The organism is Winogradskyella sp. PC D3.3 (assembly GCF_054366245.1).
Genome location: NZ_CM135962.1, coordinates 3,738,606 through 3,759,031, shown reverse-complemented (window position 1 = coordinate 3,759,031; position 20,426 = coordinate 3,738,606). Strand labels below are relative to the sequence as shown.

19 protein-coding genes are annotated in these 20,426 nt (G+C 31.4%); 16 read left to right on the top strand and 3 right to left on the bottom strand.

What is annotated here, in order from left to right; genetic code table 11:
- Positions 1-2 precede the first annotated feature (2 nt).
- From ACXGSQ_RS16730 to ACXGSQ_RS16710, 5 genes are read left to right on the top strand one after another with little or no spacing between them, the layout of a single operon-like run.
- Positions 3-884: a glycosyltransferase family 2 protein gene (locus ACXGSQ_RS16730; protein WP_458627286.1), complete on the top strand. Its 882-nt coding sequence runs from the start codon at positions 3-5 to the stop codon at positions 882-884.
- A gap of 38 nt (positions 885-922) precedes the next feature.
- Entirely contained in the window at positions 923-1,888 is a 966-nt protein-coding gene (locus ACXGSQ_RS16725; protein ID WP_458627285.1) for a glycosyltransferase family 2 protein, read from the top strand.
- Complete coding sequence (locus tag ACXGSQ_RS16720; protein ID WP_458627284.1) at positions 1,885-2,736, top strand: glycosyltransferase family 2 protein; 852 nt, start codon at positions 1,885-1,887, stop codon at positions 2,734-2,736. Before ACXGSQ_RS16725 ends, ACXGSQ_RS16720 begins: the two co-directional genes overlap by 4 nt.
- On the top strand, positions 2,736-3,515 hold the full coding sequence (locus tag ACXGSQ_RS16715) for a glycosyltransferase family 2 protein (protein ID WP_458627283.1): 780 nt from the start codon (positions 2,736-2,738) through the stop codon (positions 3,513-3,515). The genes ACXGSQ_RS16720 and ACXGSQ_RS16715 overlap by 1 nt, the downstream gene beginning before the upstream one ends.
- A gap of 4 nt (positions 3,516-3,519) precedes the next feature.
- Positions 3,520-4,677, top strand: coding sequence for a cytidylyltransferase domain-containing protein (locus ACXGSQ_RS16710; protein ID WP_458627282.1), 1,158 nt, complete (start codon positions 3,520-3,522; stop codon positions 4,675-4,677).
- Positions 4,678-4,738: 61 nt separating this feature from the next.
- Here the strand turns inward: ACXGSQ_RS16710 and ACXGSQ_RS16705 are convergent, their stop codons facing one another.
- Positions 4,739-5,620, bottom strand: a complete 882-nt coding sequence (locus tag ACXGSQ_RS16705; protein WP_458627281.1) for an N-acetylneuraminate synthase family protein — start codon at positions 5,618-5,620, stop codon at positions 4,739-4,741.
- Positions 5,621-5,768: 148 nt separating this feature from the next.
- Between ACXGSQ_RS16705 and ACXGSQ_RS16700 the strand changes: the two genes are divergently transcribed.
- From ACXGSQ_RS16700 to ACXGSQ_RS16655, 10 genes are all read left to right on the top strand, one after another.
- Positions 5,769-7,166, top strand: coding sequence for a UDP-glycosyltransferase (locus ACXGSQ_RS16700; protein ID WP_458627280.1), 1,398 nt, complete (start codon positions 5,769-5,771; stop codon positions 7,164-7,166).
- A complete protein-coding gene (locus ACXGSQ_RS16695; RefSeq protein ID WP_458627279.1) occupies positions 7,159-8,322 on the top strand; it encodes a glycosyltransferase family 4 protein in 1,164 nt (387 codons plus the stop codon). The genes ACXGSQ_RS16700 and ACXGSQ_RS16695 overlap by 8 nt, the downstream gene beginning before the upstream one ends.
- A 78-nt stretch (positions 8,323-8,400) precedes the next feature.
- Positions 8,401-9,186, top strand: coding sequence for a hypothetical protein (locus ACXGSQ_RS16690; protein ID WP_458627278.1), 786 nt, complete (start codon positions 8,401-8,403; stop codon positions 9,184-9,186).
- Positions 9,187-9,395: 209 nt separating this feature from the next.
- A complete protein-coding gene (locus tag ACXGSQ_RS16685; RefSeq protein WP_458627277.1) occupies positions 9,396-10,403 on the top strand; it encodes a glycosyltransferase family 2 protein in 1,008 nt (335 codons plus the stop codon).
- On the top strand, positions 10,396-10,947 hold the full coding sequence (locus ACXGSQ_RS16680) for a serine O-acetyltransferase (protein WP_458627276.1): 552 nt from the start codon (positions 10,396-10,398) through the stop codon (positions 10,945-10,947). The genes ACXGSQ_RS16685 and ACXGSQ_RS16680 overlap by 8 nt, the downstream gene beginning before the upstream one ends.
- Positions 10,944-12,089, top strand: coding sequence for a glycosyltransferase family 4 protein (locus ACXGSQ_RS16675; protein ID WP_458627275.1), 1,146 nt, complete (start codon positions 10,944-10,946; stop codon positions 12,087-12,089). The genes ACXGSQ_RS16680 and ACXGSQ_RS16675 overlap by 4 nt, the downstream gene beginning before the upstream one ends.
- A 77-nt stretch (positions 12,090-12,166) precedes the next feature.
- Positions 12,167-13,237: a glycosyltransferase gene (locus tag ACXGSQ_RS16670; RefSeq protein ID WP_458627274.1), complete on the top strand. Its 1,071-nt coding sequence runs from the start codon at positions 12,167-12,169 to the stop codon at positions 13,235-13,237.
- 14 nt (positions 13,238-13,251) lie between these two features.
- Positions 13,252-14,649 (top strand): O-antigen ligase family protein, encoded by a 1,398-nt coding sequence (locus ACXGSQ_RS16665; RefSeq protein WP_458627273.1) that lies wholly within the window; start codon positions 13,252-13,254, stop codon positions 14,647-14,649.
- A complete protein-coding gene (locus tag ACXGSQ_RS16660) occupies positions 14,600-15,610 on the top strand; it encodes a glycosyltransferase family 4 protein (protein WP_458627272.1) in 1,011 nt (336 codons plus the stop codon). Before ACXGSQ_RS16665 ends, ACXGSQ_RS16660 begins: the two co-directional genes overlap by 50 nt.
- 130 nt (positions 15,611-15,740) lie before the next feature.
- Positions 15,741-17,063 carry an exopolysaccharide biosynthesis polyprenyl glycosylphosphotransferase gene (locus tag ACXGSQ_RS16655; RefSeq protein ID WP_458629374.1) on the top strand — a complete coding sequence of 441 codons (1,323 nt, stop codon included), beginning with the start codon at positions 15,741-15,743 and terminating at the stop codon, positions 17,061-17,063.
- 207 nt (positions 17,064-17,270) lie between these two features.
- Here the strand turns inward: ACXGSQ_RS16655 and ACXGSQ_RS16650 are convergent, their stop codons facing one another.
- Positions 17,271-18,440, bottom strand: a complete 1,170-nt coding sequence (locus tag ACXGSQ_RS16650; RefSeq protein ID WP_458627271.1) for a lipoprotein N-acyltransferase Lnb domain-containing protein — start codon at positions 18,438-18,440, stop codon at positions 17,271-17,273.
- 8 nt (positions 18,441-18,448) lie between these two features.
- The gene (locus tag ACXGSQ_RS16645) at positions 18,449-19,519 is read right to left on the bottom strand and encodes a putative type IX sorting system protein PorV2 (RefSeq protein WP_458627270.1); all 1,071 of its coding nucleotides are present in this window, start codon (positions 19,517-19,519) and stop codon (positions 18,449-18,451) included.
- Positions 19,520-19,664: 145 nt separating this feature from the next.
- On the opposite strand from ACXGSQ_RS16645, the gene ACXGSQ_RS16640 reads away from it, so the two are divergent.
- Positions 19,665-20,420 (top strand): CDP-alcohol phosphatidyltransferase family protein, encoded by a 756-nt coding sequence (locus tag ACXGSQ_RS16640; protein WP_458627269.1) that lies wholly within the window; start codon positions 19,665-19,667, stop codon positions 20,418-20,420.
- The last annotated feature ends 6 nt before the right edge of the window (positions 20,421-20,426 follow it).

Sequence of the window (20,426 nt, the reverse complement as noted above, 5' to 3'; positions counted from 1 at the left end):
GTATGCATTGGCTAGATCAGTGTTTAAAAAGTTGTGCGGATTATCCTGTAATTATAATTGATAATGCTTCAATCGATAACACGGTTGCTTTTATTGAGCAAAATTACCCAAATGTCATTTTATTTAAACAAAAAGAGAATTTAGGTTTTGGTCAAGCAAATAATTTAGGTATTCGTTATGCCTTAGATCAAGGTGCTGAACATGTATTTTTATTAAACCAAGATGCGTATTTAGTAGATACGGTTTTAAATGATTTGGTAGCGTTTCAAAAAAAGCAGCCTAAGCATGGAATATTAAGCCCTATTCATATTACTGGTGATCAGATAAAATTAGATAAGAATTTCTCTATTTTTATGCGTAAAGAGTGTTCGGGTCAGTTTTATTCTGATTTTGTATTAGGCAATACATTGAAAGCGGTTTATGAGGTCCCTTTTATAAATGCTGCGGCTTGGTTAATTTCTAAAGCATGTTTGGAAACTGTTGGTGGGTTTGATCCACTATTTTTTCATTATGCTGAAGATGATAATTATTGCCAGCGTGTTTTATATCACGGATTCAAAATTGGCGTTTTGCCTCAGTCGTATGTCATACATGATAGAGCCGAGCGGAAAACTATTCAACCTAAAAAATATACTGAGGCTTATTTCGCTTCAGCGATTAGAAAGTTTAAAGTCCGTTTTGCTGATGTTAATAACAAAGAAGCACTACACCAATTAAAATTAAAACTTAAATATGCAAAAAAACAATATTTAAAAGCAGCTTTTCTATTAAGTTTTTACAATTATAAAGGATTAAAAAAAGAATATAAAACTCTTAAAAAATTAGAAAAAGCAGTTCGCCAGAGTTATGCTGTGAATAAAACAAAAGGATCTCATTATATTTAAGTAGTTAATAATACTTATATTAAAAAATAACGTTAGAAATGACCAAGCAACCATTGGTGTCTATTATCATCCCAACATTTAATCGAGCACATCTTATTAGTGAAACCCTCGATTCAGTTTTGAACCAGACTTATCCGAACTGGGAGTGTATTGTGGTAGATGATGGTAGTGTTGATGATACGGCTGAGATCATGGAAAGCTATTGCAAAAAGGATGCTCGATTTCAATACCACCACAGACCTAATAATCATTTACCGGGAGGAAACGGCGCTCGTAATTATGGGTTTGAGGTTAGTAAAGGAGATTATATCCAATGGTTTGATAGTGATGATCTGTTGTTAGAAGAAGCTATTGAAATGAAAATTTTGGCAGTTTATTCTAATCCGAAACCCTTTGATTATGCTTTATGTGGATTCGAAACTTTTGGAGGCGAGGAGTATTATCGTAGGGCTTATAATTTAGATAAATTAGAAAAAATAACGCAGAATTTTTTAGAGTTTGCTATAGTGTTAAATACTCCGAGTACACTATATTCTCGAGAAATAGTAAATAACATAAGGTTTAAAGAAGATTTATCAAGGGCTCAGGATCTAGATTTTAATTTCCGAGTTCTAAAGCAAAATAGATTAAAGGGAATTAATATTCAAAAAGTATTAATTAAAACAAGAATGCATCAGCAATCTATAAGCTATAAGTTTAATGAAAATAATATTAATGATGTGGTTTCAGAATTATCTGTTTGGAAACAAATCTATAACTATTTATTAGAAGAGAGTGATGAGAAAAACAGTAATATTGCACTTGAAAAATGTATGAAAAACATAAAAAAGATACTATTAAAAAAGCATTTGAGTTTATTTTTAAAAGAGCTAAATTCTTTAAAATCAGTTAACGCTTTGCTTAGGTTAAAGTTAAATGCTATAGGTTTTACATATTATTTTTTTAACAAAGGTGATGCGCGGTATAATAAAGAAATAAATATGTTTTTTAATAACACTGTATGAAAGAATCAAAAGTGTCCATTATTGTACCTTGTTATAAACAAGCTCATTTTCTAGATGAAACCTTAGAGTCCGTTTTGATGCAAACCTATTCAAATTGGGAGTGTATTATAGTTAATGACGGTAGCCCTGATCATACCGAAGACGTCGCACATACATGGTTAAAGCGAGACTCAAGATTTAGTTATATTAAAAAAGAAAATGGTGGTTTATCTAGTGCTAGAAATGCAGGAATTAAAGAAAGCAAAGGGGAGTATATTTTACCTTTAGATTCAGATGATTTAATTGATAAATTATATTTAGAACTTGTTTTAAGAGAATTTAAAGATGATAAACTTGGCATCGTATCTTGTGCTAGTAAACATTTTAAGGAATCCTCTAAACAGATCATTAAAATTTCTAAACCTGAAGGAAATAGCTTAAAAGATATTTTATTTGAGAATAAGTTAATTGCTACGTCTCTTTACAGAAGAAAATGTTGGGACTCGGTTGATGGTTATGATGAAAGTATGAAATATGGGTTTGAAGATTGGGAATTTTGGATTTCAATTTTAAAAAAGGGTTGGGGATTTAAGATTATTGAAGAGCCTTTGTTTTTTTATAGAAAAAAAGATAATTCTATGTTAATTGAAACGAATAGATTTTATAAGGAAGAAATTATGAAATATATCTTTATCAAGCACCAAGACGTGTACAAGAACAATTATAATCTTTTAATTGAAGCTCTTTTAGAGGATTTAAAAGTACAAAGAGTCAAAAACCAAGAAATAAAAGAGTCATTAGAGTTTAAGCTGGGGAGAAAACTAATAACAAAATTAAAGAGATTAGGTCTATTTAAAAATTATAAATAATGATTTCGGTAGTTATAAGAAATAAAAATCAAAAAATAGCTCTTACTTTTTTATTAAAGAATCTTACAGAAAGGTACGCTGAAGATATTTCTGAAATTATAGTAATAGATAATGAATCTACAGATGGTAGCATAGAAACAGCAGAATTGTTTGGGGCTAGGGTTGTTACGGTTAAAAAGTTTAGTTACGGTGGAAGTGCTAATATTGCAGCAAACGCAGCAACATTTCCTATCGTTGTTATTTTTAGTGCACATTCTTACCCAATTAGTCATGATTTTTTTAAATTGATATTAGAAAAATTTCACAGAAACCCTAAGTTAGCCGGGTTAAGATGTTTGCATAGTCCTAACGATTACAGAAATTATATTAATAATATTTCAGCGGAAGAGGATGCGAACAGGTCAGGATTGATTTTTTCAGGGTCTGCCTTTAATAAAAAAGTTTGGGAGAAACACCCATTTAGAGAAGACGTATCAACGTTTGAAGATAAGGAGTGGAGTAAACGCGTTTTAGAAGCTGGCTACCATATAGAGTTTGTTAATGCTATTTTTAGCTATGAAATAAAGAGAACTAGAAAGCAAAAGTTTTTTAGGTTTAAGAATGATATTGTCGGGAATTATCAATTATGGCATACAGATTTTAATTTTTTAGATGTTGTTAAGCAATTTTTAGCAGATGTTTACGGAAGCTTTAAAAGGTTATTTCTAAATATATATTATAGTTTTAAACGGTTAATATTCCGTATTAAATTTTTACTAAATAAACCATCAAAATTTTAAATATATGAAAGCAATAGGCTTTATACCTATAAGAAAGGGATCTAAAGGTATCTCGAACAAGAATAAAAAGAAAATGGTTGGAAGACCATTGTTTTGTTGGGTGTTAAAAGAAGCTATTTTTTCAAAGTTAGATGAAGTTTATGTATTTACTGATGACGCGTCAGTTGTAAGTTTTATTGAAAAAGAATATCATTGGACAAATAAAGTACATGTAATTTTAAGAGGAAGTAAAAATGCCGATGATTCAGCATCTACAGAATCTGCAATGATAGAGTTCTCTAAACTAATAGATTATAAGTTCGATGTATTATGTTTACTACAAGCAACTTCGCCTTTAACAGTATCTAAAGATATAAATAATTGCATTGATAAAATTGAAAACGAATTATATGATGCGGCATTAACCGTAGTTAATTCTCACAGATTTATATGGAGTTCTAATGGTGAGCCTATTAATTATAACCTTTTTAAAAGACCGAGAAGACAAGATTTTGAAGGCTTATTAATTGAAAATGGTGCTGTATATTGTACAACCAAAAAAGCGTTTATAGAGAGTAATAATAGAATTAGTGGTAATATAGGAACCGTTGAAATGTGCGAGGAGTCACTTACGGAAATCGACTCATTAAAAGACTGGGTTATTGTAGAACAATTATTAATACAAAGATTAAAAGAGAAACGAGCACCAAAACCGATTACTCATTTTGTTTTAGACGTTGATGGTGTATTCACAAAAGGCACAATTAGTTATACAGCTGACGGTGAACATACCAAAACATTTGATATGCGAGATGGTATGGGACTTGAGATTTTAAGACAAGAGTCAGTAAAAATTATGGTGATGACATCGGAAAACTCGCCATTAGTTGCAGCCAGAATGAAAAAACTAAATATTGAAGATGTTTTTTTAGGAGTAAAAGATAAATATGCTTTTTTGGCTGACTTAAGAGAAAAAAGAAATTTGAATTTAGAGGAAATAGCCTATATAGGTGATGATGTTAACGATCTAGCAAATCTATGTAGTGTTGGTTGGTCATTTGTGCCAGGAAATGGAACAGAACATGTGAAACCGTTTGCCGATGTATTATTAAAATCTAATTCTGGAGAAGGAGCAATTAGGGAGGCTTGTGAATGGATTAGTAACTATAACAAACGTTTTTAATTTATGTTAAAACAAGAAAAGCATAAAATAATTCAATTTATGCTTTTCTTATTTATCAGCCTTATTTTTTTCTATACTTTAGCTTATCTCGTTGTACTTGTTCTATATCAAGAATATCGCTTTGTTTAAAACTAAGTGCTTGGTGTACGGCTTTTAAGTCTCTAGATAATTTGCGTAACCCCATTGGCTCTAATGACGCAGCGTGATCGGTTCCTTTCCAAGTTCTGTCTATGGTGTAATGACGCTCAATAATATTTGCCCCTAAAGTGTATGCGGCTATATCTACAGCAATACCTAAATGATGTCCGGAAAATCCAATATGTTTTACAATGTCACTATATTTATTTATTAATAATGTAATATCTAATAGACAAACATCAGTAAAAGGTACAGGGTAGCCTGAAGTACAATTATAAACAACAAGATCTTGGTTTCTTTTTCTTTCAACAAAGAAATTGATTAAAGTTTCAATTTCATCTTTCGAAGTCATTCCTGTAGAAATATGGATTTCCCCAGGATAGTTTTCGCATAACCATTCTAACATTTCAAAATGGTTGTTACAAGCGGAAGGAATTTTAATAAAATCAGGGTTTAAGGAAGCTATTTCTTTAGCGGAGGTCGTATCCCAAACTGATGTTGAATATACAATGCCTATTTCCTCACAATAGGCTTTTAAAGTTCGGTGTTGTTCAATATCAAACTCTAAAAATTCTCTATGAGAGCCATAAGTATCTCCGTAAGAGTTTACAGGATTAGGGTGTGGTGCCTTGTATTGATCTTCCGTTAATAATTCTTTATTATTCCTTTTTTGGAACTTTACAGCATCGGCATTACAGAATATTTTAGCGACTTTTATAAGTTCCTTAGCTATTTCTATATCCCCTTTATGATTACATCCAATTTCAGCAATAACAAAAGGTTTTTTATACTTTATAATTTTCATAAGTGTTAGTCAAAAATGATCAAAGACAAATATATATAATTAAAGTTACTGGAATAATTCATTGTTTAATTTTAATTCAAATAAAGCATAATAAAGTTTCACTAACAATTTAAAATATTATTTTTGAATGAATAATTTATAATTAAAAATGAATAAAAAAGTATTCGTGCTTTTTCCAGATGGCGTAGGACTTAGGAATTTTGCATTAACAAATTTTAAACAAGAAGGTGAAAAGCAAGGGGTTGATGTATGGTACTGGAATATTACAGATTTTTCTATAACAGATTCATTAAACTTTCAAGAATTAAAAATTGAAGACAAAACCACTAATATTCTAACGCAATTATACAGTCGTGTTAGAAAAAGAAAAGAACTTAATTATTGGACCAAAAAATTTAATGATGAGGTTTATCAAACTTATAAATTTCCTTTGTTATATAATAGTTTAAGAAACATTGTAAAAAGTTCATTTATGAGCGCCTATATAGGATTAGGTTCATCAGAGAAAGATATTATAAAATTAAGAGAAAAAATAAAAAAAACAGAAAAGGGAACATCCAAATTTGCTTATTGTAAGAATCAATTACAGAAACATAAGCCGGAAATGGTTTTATGTACAAGTCAGAGATCAACACAAGCAATTGCTCCCTTGTTAGCGGCAAAAGAATTAGGAATTCCTACAGCAACTTTTATATACTCATGGGATAATGTGCCTAAAGCCATGTTGGTAGTAGAAACTGATTATTACTACGTATGGAGTGAACACATGAAAAAGGAACTACTTTATTATTATTCTTTTATATCAGAGGATCAAGTAAAAGTAACAGGTACTCCTCAATTCGAACCTCATTATGATGCTTCTTTAGTGATGTCTAAAGTAGATTTTTTTAAGAAATACAATTTAGATTTAGAAAAAAAATATATCTGCTTTTCTGGAGATGATGAGACCACTTCACCCTTAGATCAATACTATTTAGAAGATTTAGCCAAAGCAGTTAGAGCATTAAATAAAGAAAAATATAATTTAGGAATAATATACAGAAAATGCCCTGTAGATTTTACGGATAGATATAATCCCATACTAGAAAACTATAAAGATGTCATTGTTCCACTAGCACCAATATGGAAGCCAATTGGTAAAAATTGGGATCAAATTGTTCCGTCTAAAGACGATTTTCAAATGCTTGTTAATGTTTGCATTCATACAGAAATGGTCACAAATGTGTGCTCATCCACTGTGTTTGATTTCGTTATACACGATAAGCCTTGTATTTACTATAATTACGAGCAACCACAATTAAAAAAAGGGATTAGAGATATAGGACAAAACTATAAATATGTGCATTTTAGGTCTATGCCTAGCGAAGATGCTGTAGTTTGGGCTAAAAGTAAAACGGAATTGAAAAGTAAAGTTCAATTGCTATTAGATGAAAATGTTAATCCAGTACCATTAACAAAGCAATGGTTTTCAAGAATTGTAGGTGAGACACCAAGCAAATCTTCAGAAACAATTTGGAAAACTATAAGTGAATTGATAAATGCCTGAAAAAAAAATAAAAATAGCCTTTTTAACTCCAGAATATCCACATTCTAAGGTCAAATATGCTGCAGGTTTAGGAACTAGTGTTGGTAACTTAACAAAGGCCTTGGGAAAGCAGGGGCATAGCATTTATGTGTTTGTTTATGGTCAAAATAAAGATGATTATTTTATTGAAAATGGCATTCACTTTTATTTAATAGGAGACAAAAATTATAGATTTGCGAAATGGTTTCGATACAGAAAACATATTCAACATTCTATTCAAAAGGTAATCTCTGAAGAAAATATAGATATTTTAGAAGTTGCAGATTGGACAGGTATAAGTGCATTGATGAGGTTTTCTATACCTGTTGTAATGAGGTTTCATGGCAGTGATCGCTATTTTTGTTATTTGGAGGGTCGCAAGCAAAAGTTGAAAAATAAACTATTTGAACTATTAGCTGTAAGAGGAGCAGTAGCCTTTATTGCACCTACGGCTTTTGCAGGACAATTATCTAAAAAACTATTTAAAATCTCAGATAAAAAAGCGATAGAAACTATTCATTATGGTTTACAGCTGGAAAATTTTATAAATGATAAACCAACCATCTTTGAAACAAATACTGTTCTATATATTGGTACATTAGTTAGAAAAAAAGGGGTATTAGAATTACCCGAGATTTTTAAAAAGGTGAAACAAAAAGTCCCTACAGCTAAATTAGTTTTAATAGGAAGTGACGCACCCGATATTGTAACGGGGAGTTCATCAACTTGGGTATTAATGAAAGAGCGTTTTAAGGATATTAATTTAAGAGATGTCCAATACGTAGGGAAAGTACCATATAGCGAAGTTCAAAATTATATAAAGAACGCTCATGTATGTGTGTTTCCAACGTTTGCAGAAACTTTAGGCATGGTTACCATTGAGTCTATGGCATTACAAAAACCAGTGGTCAATAGTAATATTGGTTGGGCTCAAGAATTAATGGAGGATGGTAAAAGTGGTTTTTTAATTCATCCTAAAGCACATGAATTATATGCTAGCAAAATTGTCTCATTATTAGGAAATGAAGATTTATGCTTAAATATGGGGAAAGCAGCTAAACAGTTTGTCGAGGAACGTTTTGATATAGACAAACAAGCCAAAAAAAATATTGTGTTTTATAGGAGTATATTGAAGTAATTAAGACTAAGTGCTAATGCATTTTTAAATTATTTTTGAAAAGAAGGTTAAAATAAATAAAACAAAAAAATATAATGTATGGGGTCTCAAATTACTTTTTTGCATTCACTCTCTCAAAGAGCGGGACATAATTTTCTTGCACAAATAATTAGAAAAGGAAGTGATTTCGAAATTATAAATAATGAAAGTTATGAAACAATATCAACTAAATTATTTGGAGATATTTATGAAAAAATAAATTGCAGTAAACATTTTGTTAGAGCGAAAGATTCAAAAAATAATGAATTACAATTAATTGTTAATGGGTATCGGACGGAGTTACTAAATTTAGATAGTAATATTTTATTGAAAAGTCCTTTTTTAGATAGTAGATCACAAATAGAGGTATTTCCAAATGATAAGCACATTATCTTATTAAGAGATCCTTATAATCTATTTGTTAGTGTTGAAAAATCAATTTATAACTTTAGAACCTCTAGTTTTAAAAACACCATTAAACTTATTTTAAGACCGCTATATTCCTTATACTTTCTTTTAAAATGGAGAAATAAAATGAGTTTTTATCGTTTTATATCAAATTATAACGTCCTAAACAATGTCTTGATTATTAAATATGAAGATTTAAGAAATAATATAAACCTAGAATTACTATCAGATTTTCTTGAAGTTAGCAAATTAACGATTGAAGATGTGGATAAAATTCATAATATTAATTCATCATTTGCCCCTAAGGAAAATCAATGGAAATCGCATGCTGAAAATATAGGAGATCCTAATAAAAGATATGAGGATGCGCCTTCATGGATTAAATTGTATTGTTATTTATTTTTAAAAAAAGAAAGACAAATTCATAATAAAATTTGAGGCTGATAAATTTTAATTTATCGTTTAGTTAAGAGTAAATTGTAGGCATTGAAAAAGTAATTTAAATTTAATCCCAATCAATCAATCAATTAATTAATCAATTATGGTTGAAAAGGTGTCTCAAAGCATCTGAATTAATTATAAAAAAAAATAAAATAGTTGTTTGATTTAAAAAAGATGTGTAATTATTTAATGCAGAATTTTATAATATGAATTTTTCACTTGTTATATGCACATATATGCGACCTAAAGCTTTATTGACTTTATTAAATTCAGTAAAGTTACAAGAGTTATACCCCAATGAAATATTAATTGTAGATGGCTCTACAAACGAAGAGACAGCAGGCATGCTTAATGCTAATGCTTTCAAGAATCTGAAGTATTATAAAGTTAATGAGCATCAACGAGGTTTAACCAAACAACGAAATTTTGGAACTTCTAGGGTTTCAGAAGATATAGAAATCGTGTGTTTCTTAGATGATGATACCGTTTTAGAACCAAATTATTTTAAACAAGTTATTCATACATTTAATGAAAATAATAATATTATTGGCGTAGGAGGAGTTGCCATAAACGAAAATCGATGGGAGCCGATGAAAGTAGGTGAAAATTATAATCCTAATTTGTATTATGAGCTTGATGGATACGTTTACCCTGAGGGTTTACGAAATAGATTTCGAAATTATTTAGGGCTTACATCGCAACTAGCTTCTAACTGCGTGCCTGAATTTTCACATGGTCGTACAAGTGGCTATCCATTAACGGGTAAGTGTTACGAAGTAGATTTGTTAATTGGGATGTCTATGTCTTTCCGAAAAACACTATTTGATCATATTAATTTTTCAACCTATTTTGAAGGTTATGGACTTTATGAAGATGCTGATTTCAGTATTCGGGCATTAGATTATGGGAAAAATGTCATAGATACTAAAGTACAATTAAGTCATTATCACGATGCCGCTGGGAGACCTAATATGTATAAGTATGGAAAAATGGTTTTAAGAAATGGTTGGTATGTTTGGAGAGTAAAATATCCACATCCTAGTATTACGGCAAAATTTAAATGGCACGCAGTTCATGGGGTATTGTTGTTCATTCGTTTATTAAATGTTATTACTACTAATGAAAGAAAATCAGCCTTAACTGATGCCGTAGGAAGAATAGTAGGATGGTGGAGTTTAATCTTTAATAAGCCTAAAATTATGCATAATGTTTAATAAATTTAAAAAAGACATAGCTAAATACAAGGAGTATAGTAATACTAATAGCTTAGTTTTAGTACTTACTCAACAAGGACTGTGGGCATTATTTGTGTATCGCATATCTCACTCTATTTATGTTAGCAAAACACCTGCTATTTTTAAACGACTATTATTAATTCCTTGCTTAATTGCTCAAAAATCTATAGAGATTATAACAGGTATATCATTGCCATACGCATCTACAATTGGAGAACGTTTCTATATTGGACATTTTGGAGGTATTATTATTAATGCAAATGCGGTTATTGGAAATAACTGCAACATCTCCCAAGGGGTTACTATTGGTGTTAGTGGTATTAAAGATAAGCGAGGTGTTCCTATAATAGGTAATAATGTGTATATCGGTGCTAATGCAGTTGTGGCTGGTAAAATTAATGTTGGTGATGGAGCAGTAATAGGAGCGAACTCCTTAGTTACAAAAGATGTCTCAAGTAATACAACAGTGTTGGGAGTTCCAGCAATAAAAATAAATAATCATAACTCAAGTGGGTATATATGAATAATAAAACAAAGAAATTGTTAATTATATCTTTAGCTCCAACCATTTTGAAAGATGGGAAATATTGGTCCTATTCCCCTTATGTTAATGAAATGGATGTTTGGTTTAAATATGCAGATGAACAACGGATATTAGCGCCATTTTCATATCCAGACGATGTTTTAATTAAACCTTTTAGTACCAACTCAATTAAGCGTTATTACATTCCTTTTTTTGCTTTTAATTCTATTTTAAACGCTATCAAGGCCATACTATTTATGCCTTTAATTGTGTTTCAAATGATAAGAGCTATGGCTTGGGCAGACCACATTCATTTGCGTTGTCCTGCAAATGTAAGTTTAGTGGCTAGTTTCGTGCAAATAGTGTTTCCTTGGAAAAATAAATCAACTAAATATGCGGGGAATTGGGATCCTAATAGTAATCAACCCAAGTCTTATCGCTTGCAACAGTCAATTCTACGAAACACTTTTATTACTCGGAACATGAAGGTGTTGGTATATGGTGATTGGCCAGGGGAAACATCAAATGTGTATCCTTTTATTTCAGCAACCTATAAAGATGAGGAGCGCGTCGCTTTTAGTCCAAAAGATTATACAGAAGAATTAGTGTTTGTATTTGCAGGTATGTTAGTGCCAGGAAAACGCCCCTTACTTACAATTCAGTTTATAGAACAACTAAATCAGCAGGGTATTCCAGCACGATTAGAACTGTTTGGAGATGGCCCTTTAATGCAAGAAATAAAAAGTTATATAGAAGAACGCGGCATAAATAATCAAATAAACATAAGAGGAAACCAGGATAAAACTATAGTTAAAGCGGCATTATTAAGGGCGCATTTTAATATTTTATTATCTAAGAGCGAAGGTTGGCCTAAAGCTGTTGCAGAAGGTATGTTTTATGGCTGTATTCCTGTGTCGACTTCTGTGTCTTGTGTAAGTTGGATGCTCGGCCATGGAAGTCGAGGTATAATTGTAGAGCCAACTTTAGATGCTGCTATATCCGAATTTATCAAAATATTTAAAACAGCCAATTTGGATTCTATGGCTAAAGACGCCATAAATTGGTCGCAGAAATATACTATTAATCGTTTAGAAAGAGATATTAAAGACGTATTGAACGGGACTTTTGAGAGTAGGGTTTGAATAGGTTGTTAAGCGTATGTTATTGGTGCGGATAGAAAAGTGAAAAATGTGAAATTAATAATTAATCGAAAATTAAAATGCCATTGCGAGTATTACAATTAATAGATAGTTTGGAAGCAGGAGGGGCAGAACGTATGGCTGTTAATTTAGCAAATGTTTTAGTTTCCGAAGTGGATAAGTCTTATTTATGTGCTACTCGTGCAGAAGGTCTATTAAAAGGGAGCTTGAATGCACGGGTAGGATACCTATTTTTAAATCGGGTTAGGATTTTGGATTTTGGAGCTTTAAAACGTTTACTAAAATTTGTAAAAAGAGAGCAGATTACTGTAGTTCATGCCCATGCTAGTTCATATTTTATAGCTACCTTATTGAAATTAATATATCCTAAAATATCTATTATTTGGCATGATCATTATGGCAATAGTGAATTTTTAGATCAGCGACCAAAAATGATTTTGAAATTATGTTCTTATATCTTTAAAGGGATTATTGCAGTCAATGATCAATTGGCTAATTGGGATGCAAGGCATTTGTTATGTAAACAGGTCATATTTTTACCAAATTTTGTAGTGTCTTATAATACAGTTTCAGTAACAAAATTAAAAGGAGAGAAAGGGAAGAGATTGTTATGTTTAGCTAATTTAAGACCGCAAAAAGATCATGGTACACTTCTAAAGGCGTTAAAACTTATTATTAGTCAATTTTCAGATTGGTCTTTACACTGTGTTGGTAAGAGTTTTGATGATGCCTATGCGAAAAGGATTATGAAATTGGTTAAAGAATTGGAATTAGAGCCCAACGTATTTTTTTATGGGAGTTGTAAAGATACTGAACAAATTATGTCTCAAGTAGATATTGGGGTGTTGTCTTCCAAGTCAGAAGGTTTACCCTTGGCTCTATTAGAATATGGGCAAGCAGGTTTGGCAGTCGTAGCTACAGATGTAGGGGATTGCAACCTTGTTATTAGTGATGTAGATTCTGGAACTTTAGTGCCTCCTTTAGATGCTGAAGCATTAGCAGAATCAATAATAGTATTTATAAAGAATATTGCACTTAGACAACAAACAGGAACTGCTTTACAAACTGTTGTCTCTCAAAATTTTTCTAAAGAAACAAGTGTTAGTCGTTTATTGGCATTATATGTCTAAATTTGTGTAATAAAATGACGAGAGCTCAACAATATAAAAAACGATATCATTTTACCAATGACCTCTATGTCGCTTTGGTTGTATTACATCTGCTTATAGGTGTGGCCATTTATTATGTCCCTTTCTTTTCGAAATTATATTTTATAATTGTTTGTTTTTATTTTATTGCTAAGGTATTATTGTCAGATAAGGCTTCTAAAGTCATGTGGGTATTGTTTGGGTGTGCCTACATTGCTGCAGCAGAATCGTTATTTCGGATGACTGGTGGAGGCTTGTTTTATGAGTTTTCTAAATATTATATTATTCTACTTGTATTAATTGGTATGTTTTTTACCGGAGTATCAGGTAAAAGCTATCCCTATTTTGTTTATCTCATTTTATTATTACCTGCAGTTTTGGTAGCTTCTACTACTTTGGGTTTTGATTTGAATTTTAGAACTTCGGTTGCATTTGTATTGAGTGGTCCTGTATGTTTAGGAGCTTCGGCACTGTATTGCTATCATAAAACCATAACACAAGAACAATTATTACAAATTTTAGCCTGTATGACATTTCCTTTACTTGCTATGATGATCTATTTGTTTTTGTACAATCCTAGTATTAAGGAAGTGCTACAAAGTACAGCATCTAATTTTGCAGCTTCGGGTGGGTTCGGTCCAAATCAGGTAGCTACTTTATTGGGGTTAGGAATGGTAACTTTAACCGTTCGTTTTTTTTTAAATTCTCCCACGTTATTTCTAAAACTTTTTAATTTATTATTATTAGCTCTAATCTCCTTTAGGGCTTTAGTAACCTTTAGTCGTGGAGGTGTAATAGCTGCCGTTATGATGATTATTGGATTTTTAGTGGTGTTATACAGTACTTCTAAATTTAAAAGGCGGCAACAAATTATTGGCTCTGTTTTTATATTAATTATAGGAGTTGTAATTACTTGGTCAATAACAGCTAGCCAAACGGACGGATTAATTGAAAATCGGTACACGAATAAAGATGCTGTAGGACGAGAAAAATCAGATCTTTCTACAGGAAGAGTTGAATTGTTTATACATGAGTTCGAAGGCTTTTTAAGACATCCTTTTCTTGGTGTAGGGGCTAGTGGAATGAAACAAGTAAGATTCGAAGAAGAAGGTAAAACAATTGCTTCTCATAACGAGGTGAGTCGCTTGTTTTCAGAGCATGGAATTTTTGGTATTATAATATTGTTACTACTTATTATTACTCCTCTAGTATACAGAGCCCAACATAAAGGAAATTTATTGTTTTACTCGTTTTTAATCTTTTGGTTTGCAACAATTAACCATTCAGCAATGCGTATTGCTGCTCCTGGATTTATATACGCCTTAGCCTTATTAAACGTAAAACATGAAAAACGTCCTGTACATAGGAAACGACTTAAAGAACAAGCAGTCTAATATCTCTGGTATTCAGATTCTTGGTGCTTTGCTTGAGGGTGAGGGGTATAAGTTGTATTATGCGTCATCACAATCTCAAAAATTGCTGAGGTTATTTGATATGTTGTGGAGCGTTTTAAAGTTACATAAACGTATCGATACTGTTCTTATAGATACCTATAGTACTCAAAATTTTTATTATGCCGTTTTAGTAAGTCAAGTCTGTCGATTATTAAAATTACCTTATGTGCCCATATTACATGGCGGTCATCTTCCTAAGCGTTTAAAACAGCATCCTAAATTAAGTGCATTAGTGTTTAAATATGCAAAACAGAATGTGTCTCCTTCTTTATATTTAAAAGAAGAATTTCAATCGTTTGGTTATGATAATATTGTTCATATTCCCAATACCATTCAAATTGACAATTATCCTTTCAAGAGTAAAACTTACGATACACTTAGACTATTGTGGGTGCGTTCGTTTTCAAAAATTTATAATCCTGAATTGGCGATTCACGTTTTACATGATTTAAAAAAACACAATCCAGATGTTACATTATGTATGGTTGGACCCGACTCTGACGGGACTTTAAAACACGTGAAAGAAATGGCTTTAAAACTCAACTTGGATGTTGAATTTACAGGTAAGTTGACAAAAACCGAATGGATTTTGCGCTCAGAACAATATAATATTTTTTTAAACACCACAAATGTAGATAATACACCCGTAAGTGTTATTGAAGCTATGGCTCTTGGCTTACCTATAGTTTCAACTAACGTCGGTGGTTTGCCATATTTAATTTCAGATTACGACGACGGCCTCTTAGTACCTCCGAATGATGTTGATGCGATGGTCAAAGCAGTTATAGCATTACAAACAGATAATGGTTTGAGACATAAGCTTATTACAAATGCACGTGCAAAAAGTGAAAGTTTTGCTTGGGGGGCTGTAAAACCCTTATGGAAATCCCTTTTATCTTAAATTTCTGTTAAAAAAAACGTTTCAACTCCTTATATTTACGCCACCATTTACTCTTAATAATGACGAAAAAAAAAGCATTCATTTCGAAATTTCAGAACGTAAGATTCTTCTTAGAATTTTTGATTTATTGATGGTGTTTTTTTCTGTCTATGGCTTAAGCCTTTTTTTTGATTTTGAGTATATTGAAGTCAGCTTTGAAAATAGTGTAGCCTTAATTTTATTAGGAGTTTATATTACTGTTTTTGGAACCATTTTTGAATTATATGATCTTCAAAAAGCGAGTCGTATTGATACTACTTTTAAAAATATAGTTATAACGGCTTCTACTGTTGTACTGTTTTATTTACTAACACCAATTTTATCTCCGGTATTACCAAATGAACGGATGCAAATAGTGTATCTCTATTTGGCAATTATTATTTCTATTCTTTTATGGCGCCTCTTTTATATTAATTTAATTGAATCGCCTAGATTTTACAAGCGCGTGCTCTTAGTTGGAGAAATTTCTAATATTGATGGCCTAATAAAAGCCTTGAATACTTCCGATCCTAATTATAAAATAGTTGGTTTTATTAATAGTGAGGCTTCACCATCAGAATCTGTAAAATATAATGGACTACCTGAATTTCATGCTGAAGATTTTTTAGATACCATTAAAAAAGAAAAAATTTCCGAAGTTTTGGTCGCAAGTTTTAATACGGAGGCGATAATGGCAGAAGTGTATCACGATTTAATATCGCTTCTGGAACGTGGTTTTAAAATTAGAGATTATACGCAAGTTTATGAAGAGCTTTTGCAAAAGGTTCCAATTCAATTTGTTGGTAAAGACTTCTATAAGTATTTTCCTTTTAGCCGAAGTAATGAAAATAAGCTCTACATATTTGTTCAGCGTGCCTTTGATATCACTTTTGCTATTATAGGGTTAATTTTAGGTAGTTTGTTGTTGCCTTTTATCTTAATTGGGAATTTAATAGGGAATAAAGGGCCTTTATTTTACACTCAGGAGCGCGTTGGTAAAAACAGTAAGCTATTCAACATTCTTAAGCTTAGAACGATGGTTGTTAATGCTGAGGCTGATGGTGTAAAGTGGGCGCAAAAAAACGACACAAGAATTACCGCTTTTGGTATGTTTTTAAGACGATCGCGTTTGGATGAAATCCCACAGTTTTACAATGTACTAAAAGGCGAAATGAGTATTATTGGGCCACGTCCAGAACGTCCTTTCTTTGTTAGTGAGTTATCGCGTGTTATTCCGTTTTATGAAACTCGACATATTATTAATCCTGGTTTAACCGGTTGGGCACAGGTTAGTACACGTTATGGAGCATCTATAGATGATAGTCTGAACAAACTTCAATATGATCTGTATTATATAAAACATAGAAGTATATTTCTAGATTTTAGTATTTTTATAAAAACACTAAGTACTATTTTATATTATAGAGGACAGTAGTTTTTTAGTTAAGAGTAATGAGGACTTGATTTGAACAATTGGATTACCGCAAATTGCTTCAAGATAAAATTATATTTTCTTAGATCTTTAAATTTTTTTAACAAATTATTAATATCTAATGTTTTAAAAGACTTGATTAGATAAATGACATAAATTCAGCTAATTATTATTCGAATATTGTTAATTTAAACAATCATGCGTTTGAATTTAATTCTGATTAAAGAACTTTACTAAATAGACATACCTTAGCAATAGCGCAATTAGCAAAGGGATTAAACCGATTGCAAACACTTGTATGCCAATAATCCAATGCAAGGTGAGTAGGCAAAGCATTATAATTAAGAATCTCAAATACTTTTTAAACCACGTTTTTACTTTTGGTTGATATAATTGACCAATAATAAATAAGTTGAGTGGGAAGGCCCATAATAGGTTATAATTTTGCGCTGTAGCCGAATGATCTGTAGCAAACCATAATAATAAAAGGAGTATACCTATAAGGCCTGTTGTTCCAAAAAGAATAATATCTAACCAATTACTTCTTCTGTTGTTTTTATAATCCTTAAATGTTATAAATACAATTATAGCGGCTAGTAAACCGATGATAATTAAAGGGCTCCATAGGAAATTTGATGGGGCATTTATATCCCTCTTCTTGTATAATACAGATGAACTTTCGATTAAATTTTCGGAAGAATTCATCTTAGCACTTTCGAAGAAAGCATGAATGTATTTTGGTAAAAACATAAATTCTTCAGCTGATGCTTGTCTGTCAATTACAGACCCTAAAGCAATATCAATCCCAAAACTTCCCCAAGAATTCAGGCCGACATGTTCGTGAATAAGTTCACGAAATGTTTTAGATTTAAAATCTGCTGGTGGGATGAACTGGATATCGCTGTTTGTCGTTGCTTGTGCGACATCTCTAATTCTAGTGGCACAATTATCATAGAAAAAATCATACAAATACCTTCTGTTTTCTGGTTTGTAATTGTTTTCTAAGTAATTAAAGATGTTTTGTTTTTCTTCAGTAGAAAGGTTTAAAACTTGTTCTTTAATGGTGCGATTCGCATTTGTATAGGCGTAATAAAAAGCATTGAAATTATGTCTGCTAATGAGATAGTTTAACTTACCACGTGCAAATTTTAAATAAAAATTAGGGGAGTCAAAATCATATTCCCCGTAACCATATACGGCATCTATTCCTAACTTTTGATCTTTAATTCTAAAGGCATTATGTCCAAAAGCATCAGATAAAGATTCGCCTGGGCCGATAGTTAATACTGATATTTTTGCGTTATCAGAAAGTTGAAAGTGTTGAGCAAATACGGTAACAGAAGTTAATAAGAAAACAAGTAAGGCTAATTTTAGTTTCATACGAAAGACTATCTAAAGACGCTAAAGTCTATTTTTAAGGAAAATACATTAGAATACAATGCCGCACTTTGGTCTCCGATATCTGTAAAGGCATAATCGATTTGAATACCTTTATATTTAAAACCAACACCAAAGTTAGGTTGAAATGTTATTTGTTCTGAATCATCAATTTGTATTTCATTTTGAAAATTCCCAACACCGGCTCTTAAAAATACCAAATCGGTATACCCGAATTCGAAACCTAAAGCCGGATTAATACTCGCAAATGACGTTGAGATAATATCATTATTTTGAGCAAAGCGCATATTTAAGTTTGCAGCTGCTAATAAGGAATAGTCATAGTTGAAAATCCATTTTTTAGACATTCCTATTTGTAATTTGGGAATTGTAATTTCAGTTGTTTCTGGTAATTCTTGATTTTCTCCATCAACAGCACCACTAATGTCTTCGAATTTCTCTTCGTCAATTGACCAAGCATTGTAAGTGGTTGTAATATCTCTGGCCATTATTCCAAACTTCCAATCATTTTTACTTTCAAATTGAATCCCTGCATCTAAACCAAAACCCCATGAGGATGCAAAATCACCAATAATTCGTCTAATAATTTTGGCATTCACTCCAAAATTTAAACCATCTAAAGGTAGTTTTCTTGCATAGGAAAATGTGAGGCCATAATCAGCCGTAGAAAACGTACTAATTCTGTCGTAATTAATATTCCCTTGATCATCTATTAATTGTGTGGTATCTAAAATATCATCTACACCAAATCTAATTAATGATACGCCAACAGCACTTTTATCGTCTAATGGCATGGCAAATGCTATATAATTATAGTTTGCAATGTTGGCAAAATAGCTAGAGTGCATTAAAGCTAGTTGGTTATCTTCAAGGTGTACCAATCCGGCTGGATTCCAATAACCAGAATTGACGTCATCAGTTTGTGAAACCACAGCATTGCTCATACCTAAGGCAGCAGCATCAACACCAATATTCATAAATTCGTTTGAATATTTTCTCGTTGTTTGAGCTGAAACCGTTAGTGTAGCAAGCGTTAAGAGAATTACATAGTAATTTTTCAACAGCAAAAATTTTTTACAAAGATGCACATTATTTTTCTATCTATTTAACTGTAAAAAGGTGTTCTTATTGTTTTATTTTTAAGCAATTTGAAAAAATAATAAGTTAAGACGCAAATACTTTTATATTTTTACAAAAAATACATCTATGAGTTTTAAAAGACACATCCCTAATATTGTTACACTTCTGAATTTGTTTTCGGGTTGTATTGCTGTGATATTTGCTGTGAACAGTAATTTTATAGCTGCCGCTATTTTTGTGTTTTTAGGCATATTTTTTGATTTTTTTGATGGCTTGTTAGCGCGTAAGTTAAACGTACAGAGTCCGTTGGGTATTCAGTTAGATTCATTAGCCGATTTAGTGACTAGTGGAGTTGTGCCAGGGGTTATCATGTTTAAGCTGATTTCATTAACTATTGATGCACCTGATTATTCAGCATATAGTGATAGTTGGAATTCCGTTTTTCATTGGCAAGGCTTTAAGATGTCTGTATTACCATTAATCGGTTTATTTGTAACCTTAGCTTCTGCTTATCGTTTAGCTAAATTTAATTTGGATGAAGATCAGCAAACTTATTTTAAAGGCTTACCAGTGCCTGCTAATACCTTAGTAATAATATCACTACCATTAATTTTAGAGTATCAGAATAACGACCTTATTAATTCTATAATAATTAATAAATGGTTTTTAATAGGCTTAACTTTTTTGAGTTGCTATCTTTTAAATTCTAAGATAAAGTTGTTTGCTTTAAAGTTTAAAAATTGGGGATTTAAAGATAATGCAATACGTTATATTTTTCTATTGCTCAGTATGGTGTTTTTAATAGTGCTACATTTTGCCGCAATACCACTAATTATTGCCTTATATATTGTACTTTCTTTATTGACACAATCAAAAATTTAATTACAC

Bases quoted from the DNA above. Each gene is read 5' to 3' on its own strand.
- ACXGSQ_RS16730 (WP_458627286.1), top strand. From the start codon at position 3: ATGCATTGGCTAGATCAGTGTTTAAAAAGTTGTGCGGATTATCCTGTA.
- ACXGSQ_RS16725 (WP_458627285.1), top strand. From the start codon at position 923: ATGACCAAGCAACCATTGGTGTCTATTATCATCCCAACATTTAATCGA.
- ACXGSQ_RS16720 (WP_458627284.1), top strand. From the start codon at position 1,885: ATGAAAGAATCAAAAGTGTCCATTATTGTACCTTGTTATAAACAAGCT.
- ACXGSQ_RS16715 (WP_458627283.1), top strand. From the start codon at position 2,736: ATGATTTCGGTAGTTATAAGAAATAAAAATCAAAAAATAGCTCTTACT.
- ACXGSQ_RS16710 (WP_458627282.1), top strand. From the start codon at position 3,520: ATGAAAGCAATAGGCTTTATACCTATAAGAAAGGGATCTAAAGGTATC.
- ACXGSQ_RS16705 (WP_458627281.1), bottom strand. From the start codon at position 5,620: ATGAAAATTATAAAGTATAAAAAACCTTTTGTTATTGCTGAAATTGGA.
- ACXGSQ_RS16700 (WP_458627280.1), top strand. From the start codon at position 5,769: ATGAATAAAAAAGTATTCGTGCTTTTTCCAGATGGCGTAGGACTTAGG.
- ACXGSQ_RS16695 (WP_458627279.1), top strand. From the start codon at position 7,159: ATGCCTGAAAAAAAAATAAAAATAGCCTTTTTAACTCCAGAATATCCA.
- ACXGSQ_RS16690 (WP_458627278.1), top strand. From the start codon at position 8,401: ATGGGGTCTCAAATTACTTTTTTGCATTCACTCTCTCAAAGAGCGGGA.
- ACXGSQ_RS16685 (WP_458627277.1), top strand. From the start codon at position 9,396: ATGAATTTTTCACTTGTTATATGCACATATATGCGACCTAAAGCTTTA.
- ACXGSQ_RS16680 (WP_458627276.1), top strand. From the start codon at position 10,396: ATGTTTAATAAATTTAAAAAAGACATAGCTAAATACAAGGAGTATAGT.
- ACXGSQ_RS16675 (WP_458627275.1), top strand. From the start codon at position 10,944: ATGAATAATAAAACAAAGAAATTGTTAATTATATCTTTAGCTCCAACC.
- ACXGSQ_RS16670 (WP_458627274.1), top strand. From the start codon at position 12,167: ATGCCATTGCGAGTATTACAATTAATAGATAGTTTGGAAGCAGGAGGG.
- ACXGSQ_RS16665 (WP_458627273.1), top strand. From the start codon at position 13,252: ATGACGAGAGCTCAACAATATAAAAAACGATATCATTTTACCAATGAC.
- ACXGSQ_RS16660 (WP_458627272.1), top strand. From the start codon at position 14,600: ATGAAAAACGTCCTGTACATAGGAAACGACTTAAAGAACAAGCAGTCT.
- ACXGSQ_RS16655 (WP_458629374.1), top strand. From the start codon at position 15,741: ATGGTGTTTTTTTCTGTCTATGGCTTAAGCCTTTTTTTTGATTTTGAG.
- ACXGSQ_RS16650 (WP_458627271.1), bottom strand. From the start codon at position 18,440: ATGAAACTAAAATTAGCCTTACTTGTTTTCTTATTAACTTCTGTTACC.
- ACXGSQ_RS16640 (WP_458627269.1), top strand. From the start codon at position 19,665: ATGAGTTTTAAAAGACACATCCCTAATATTGTTACACTTCTGAATTTG.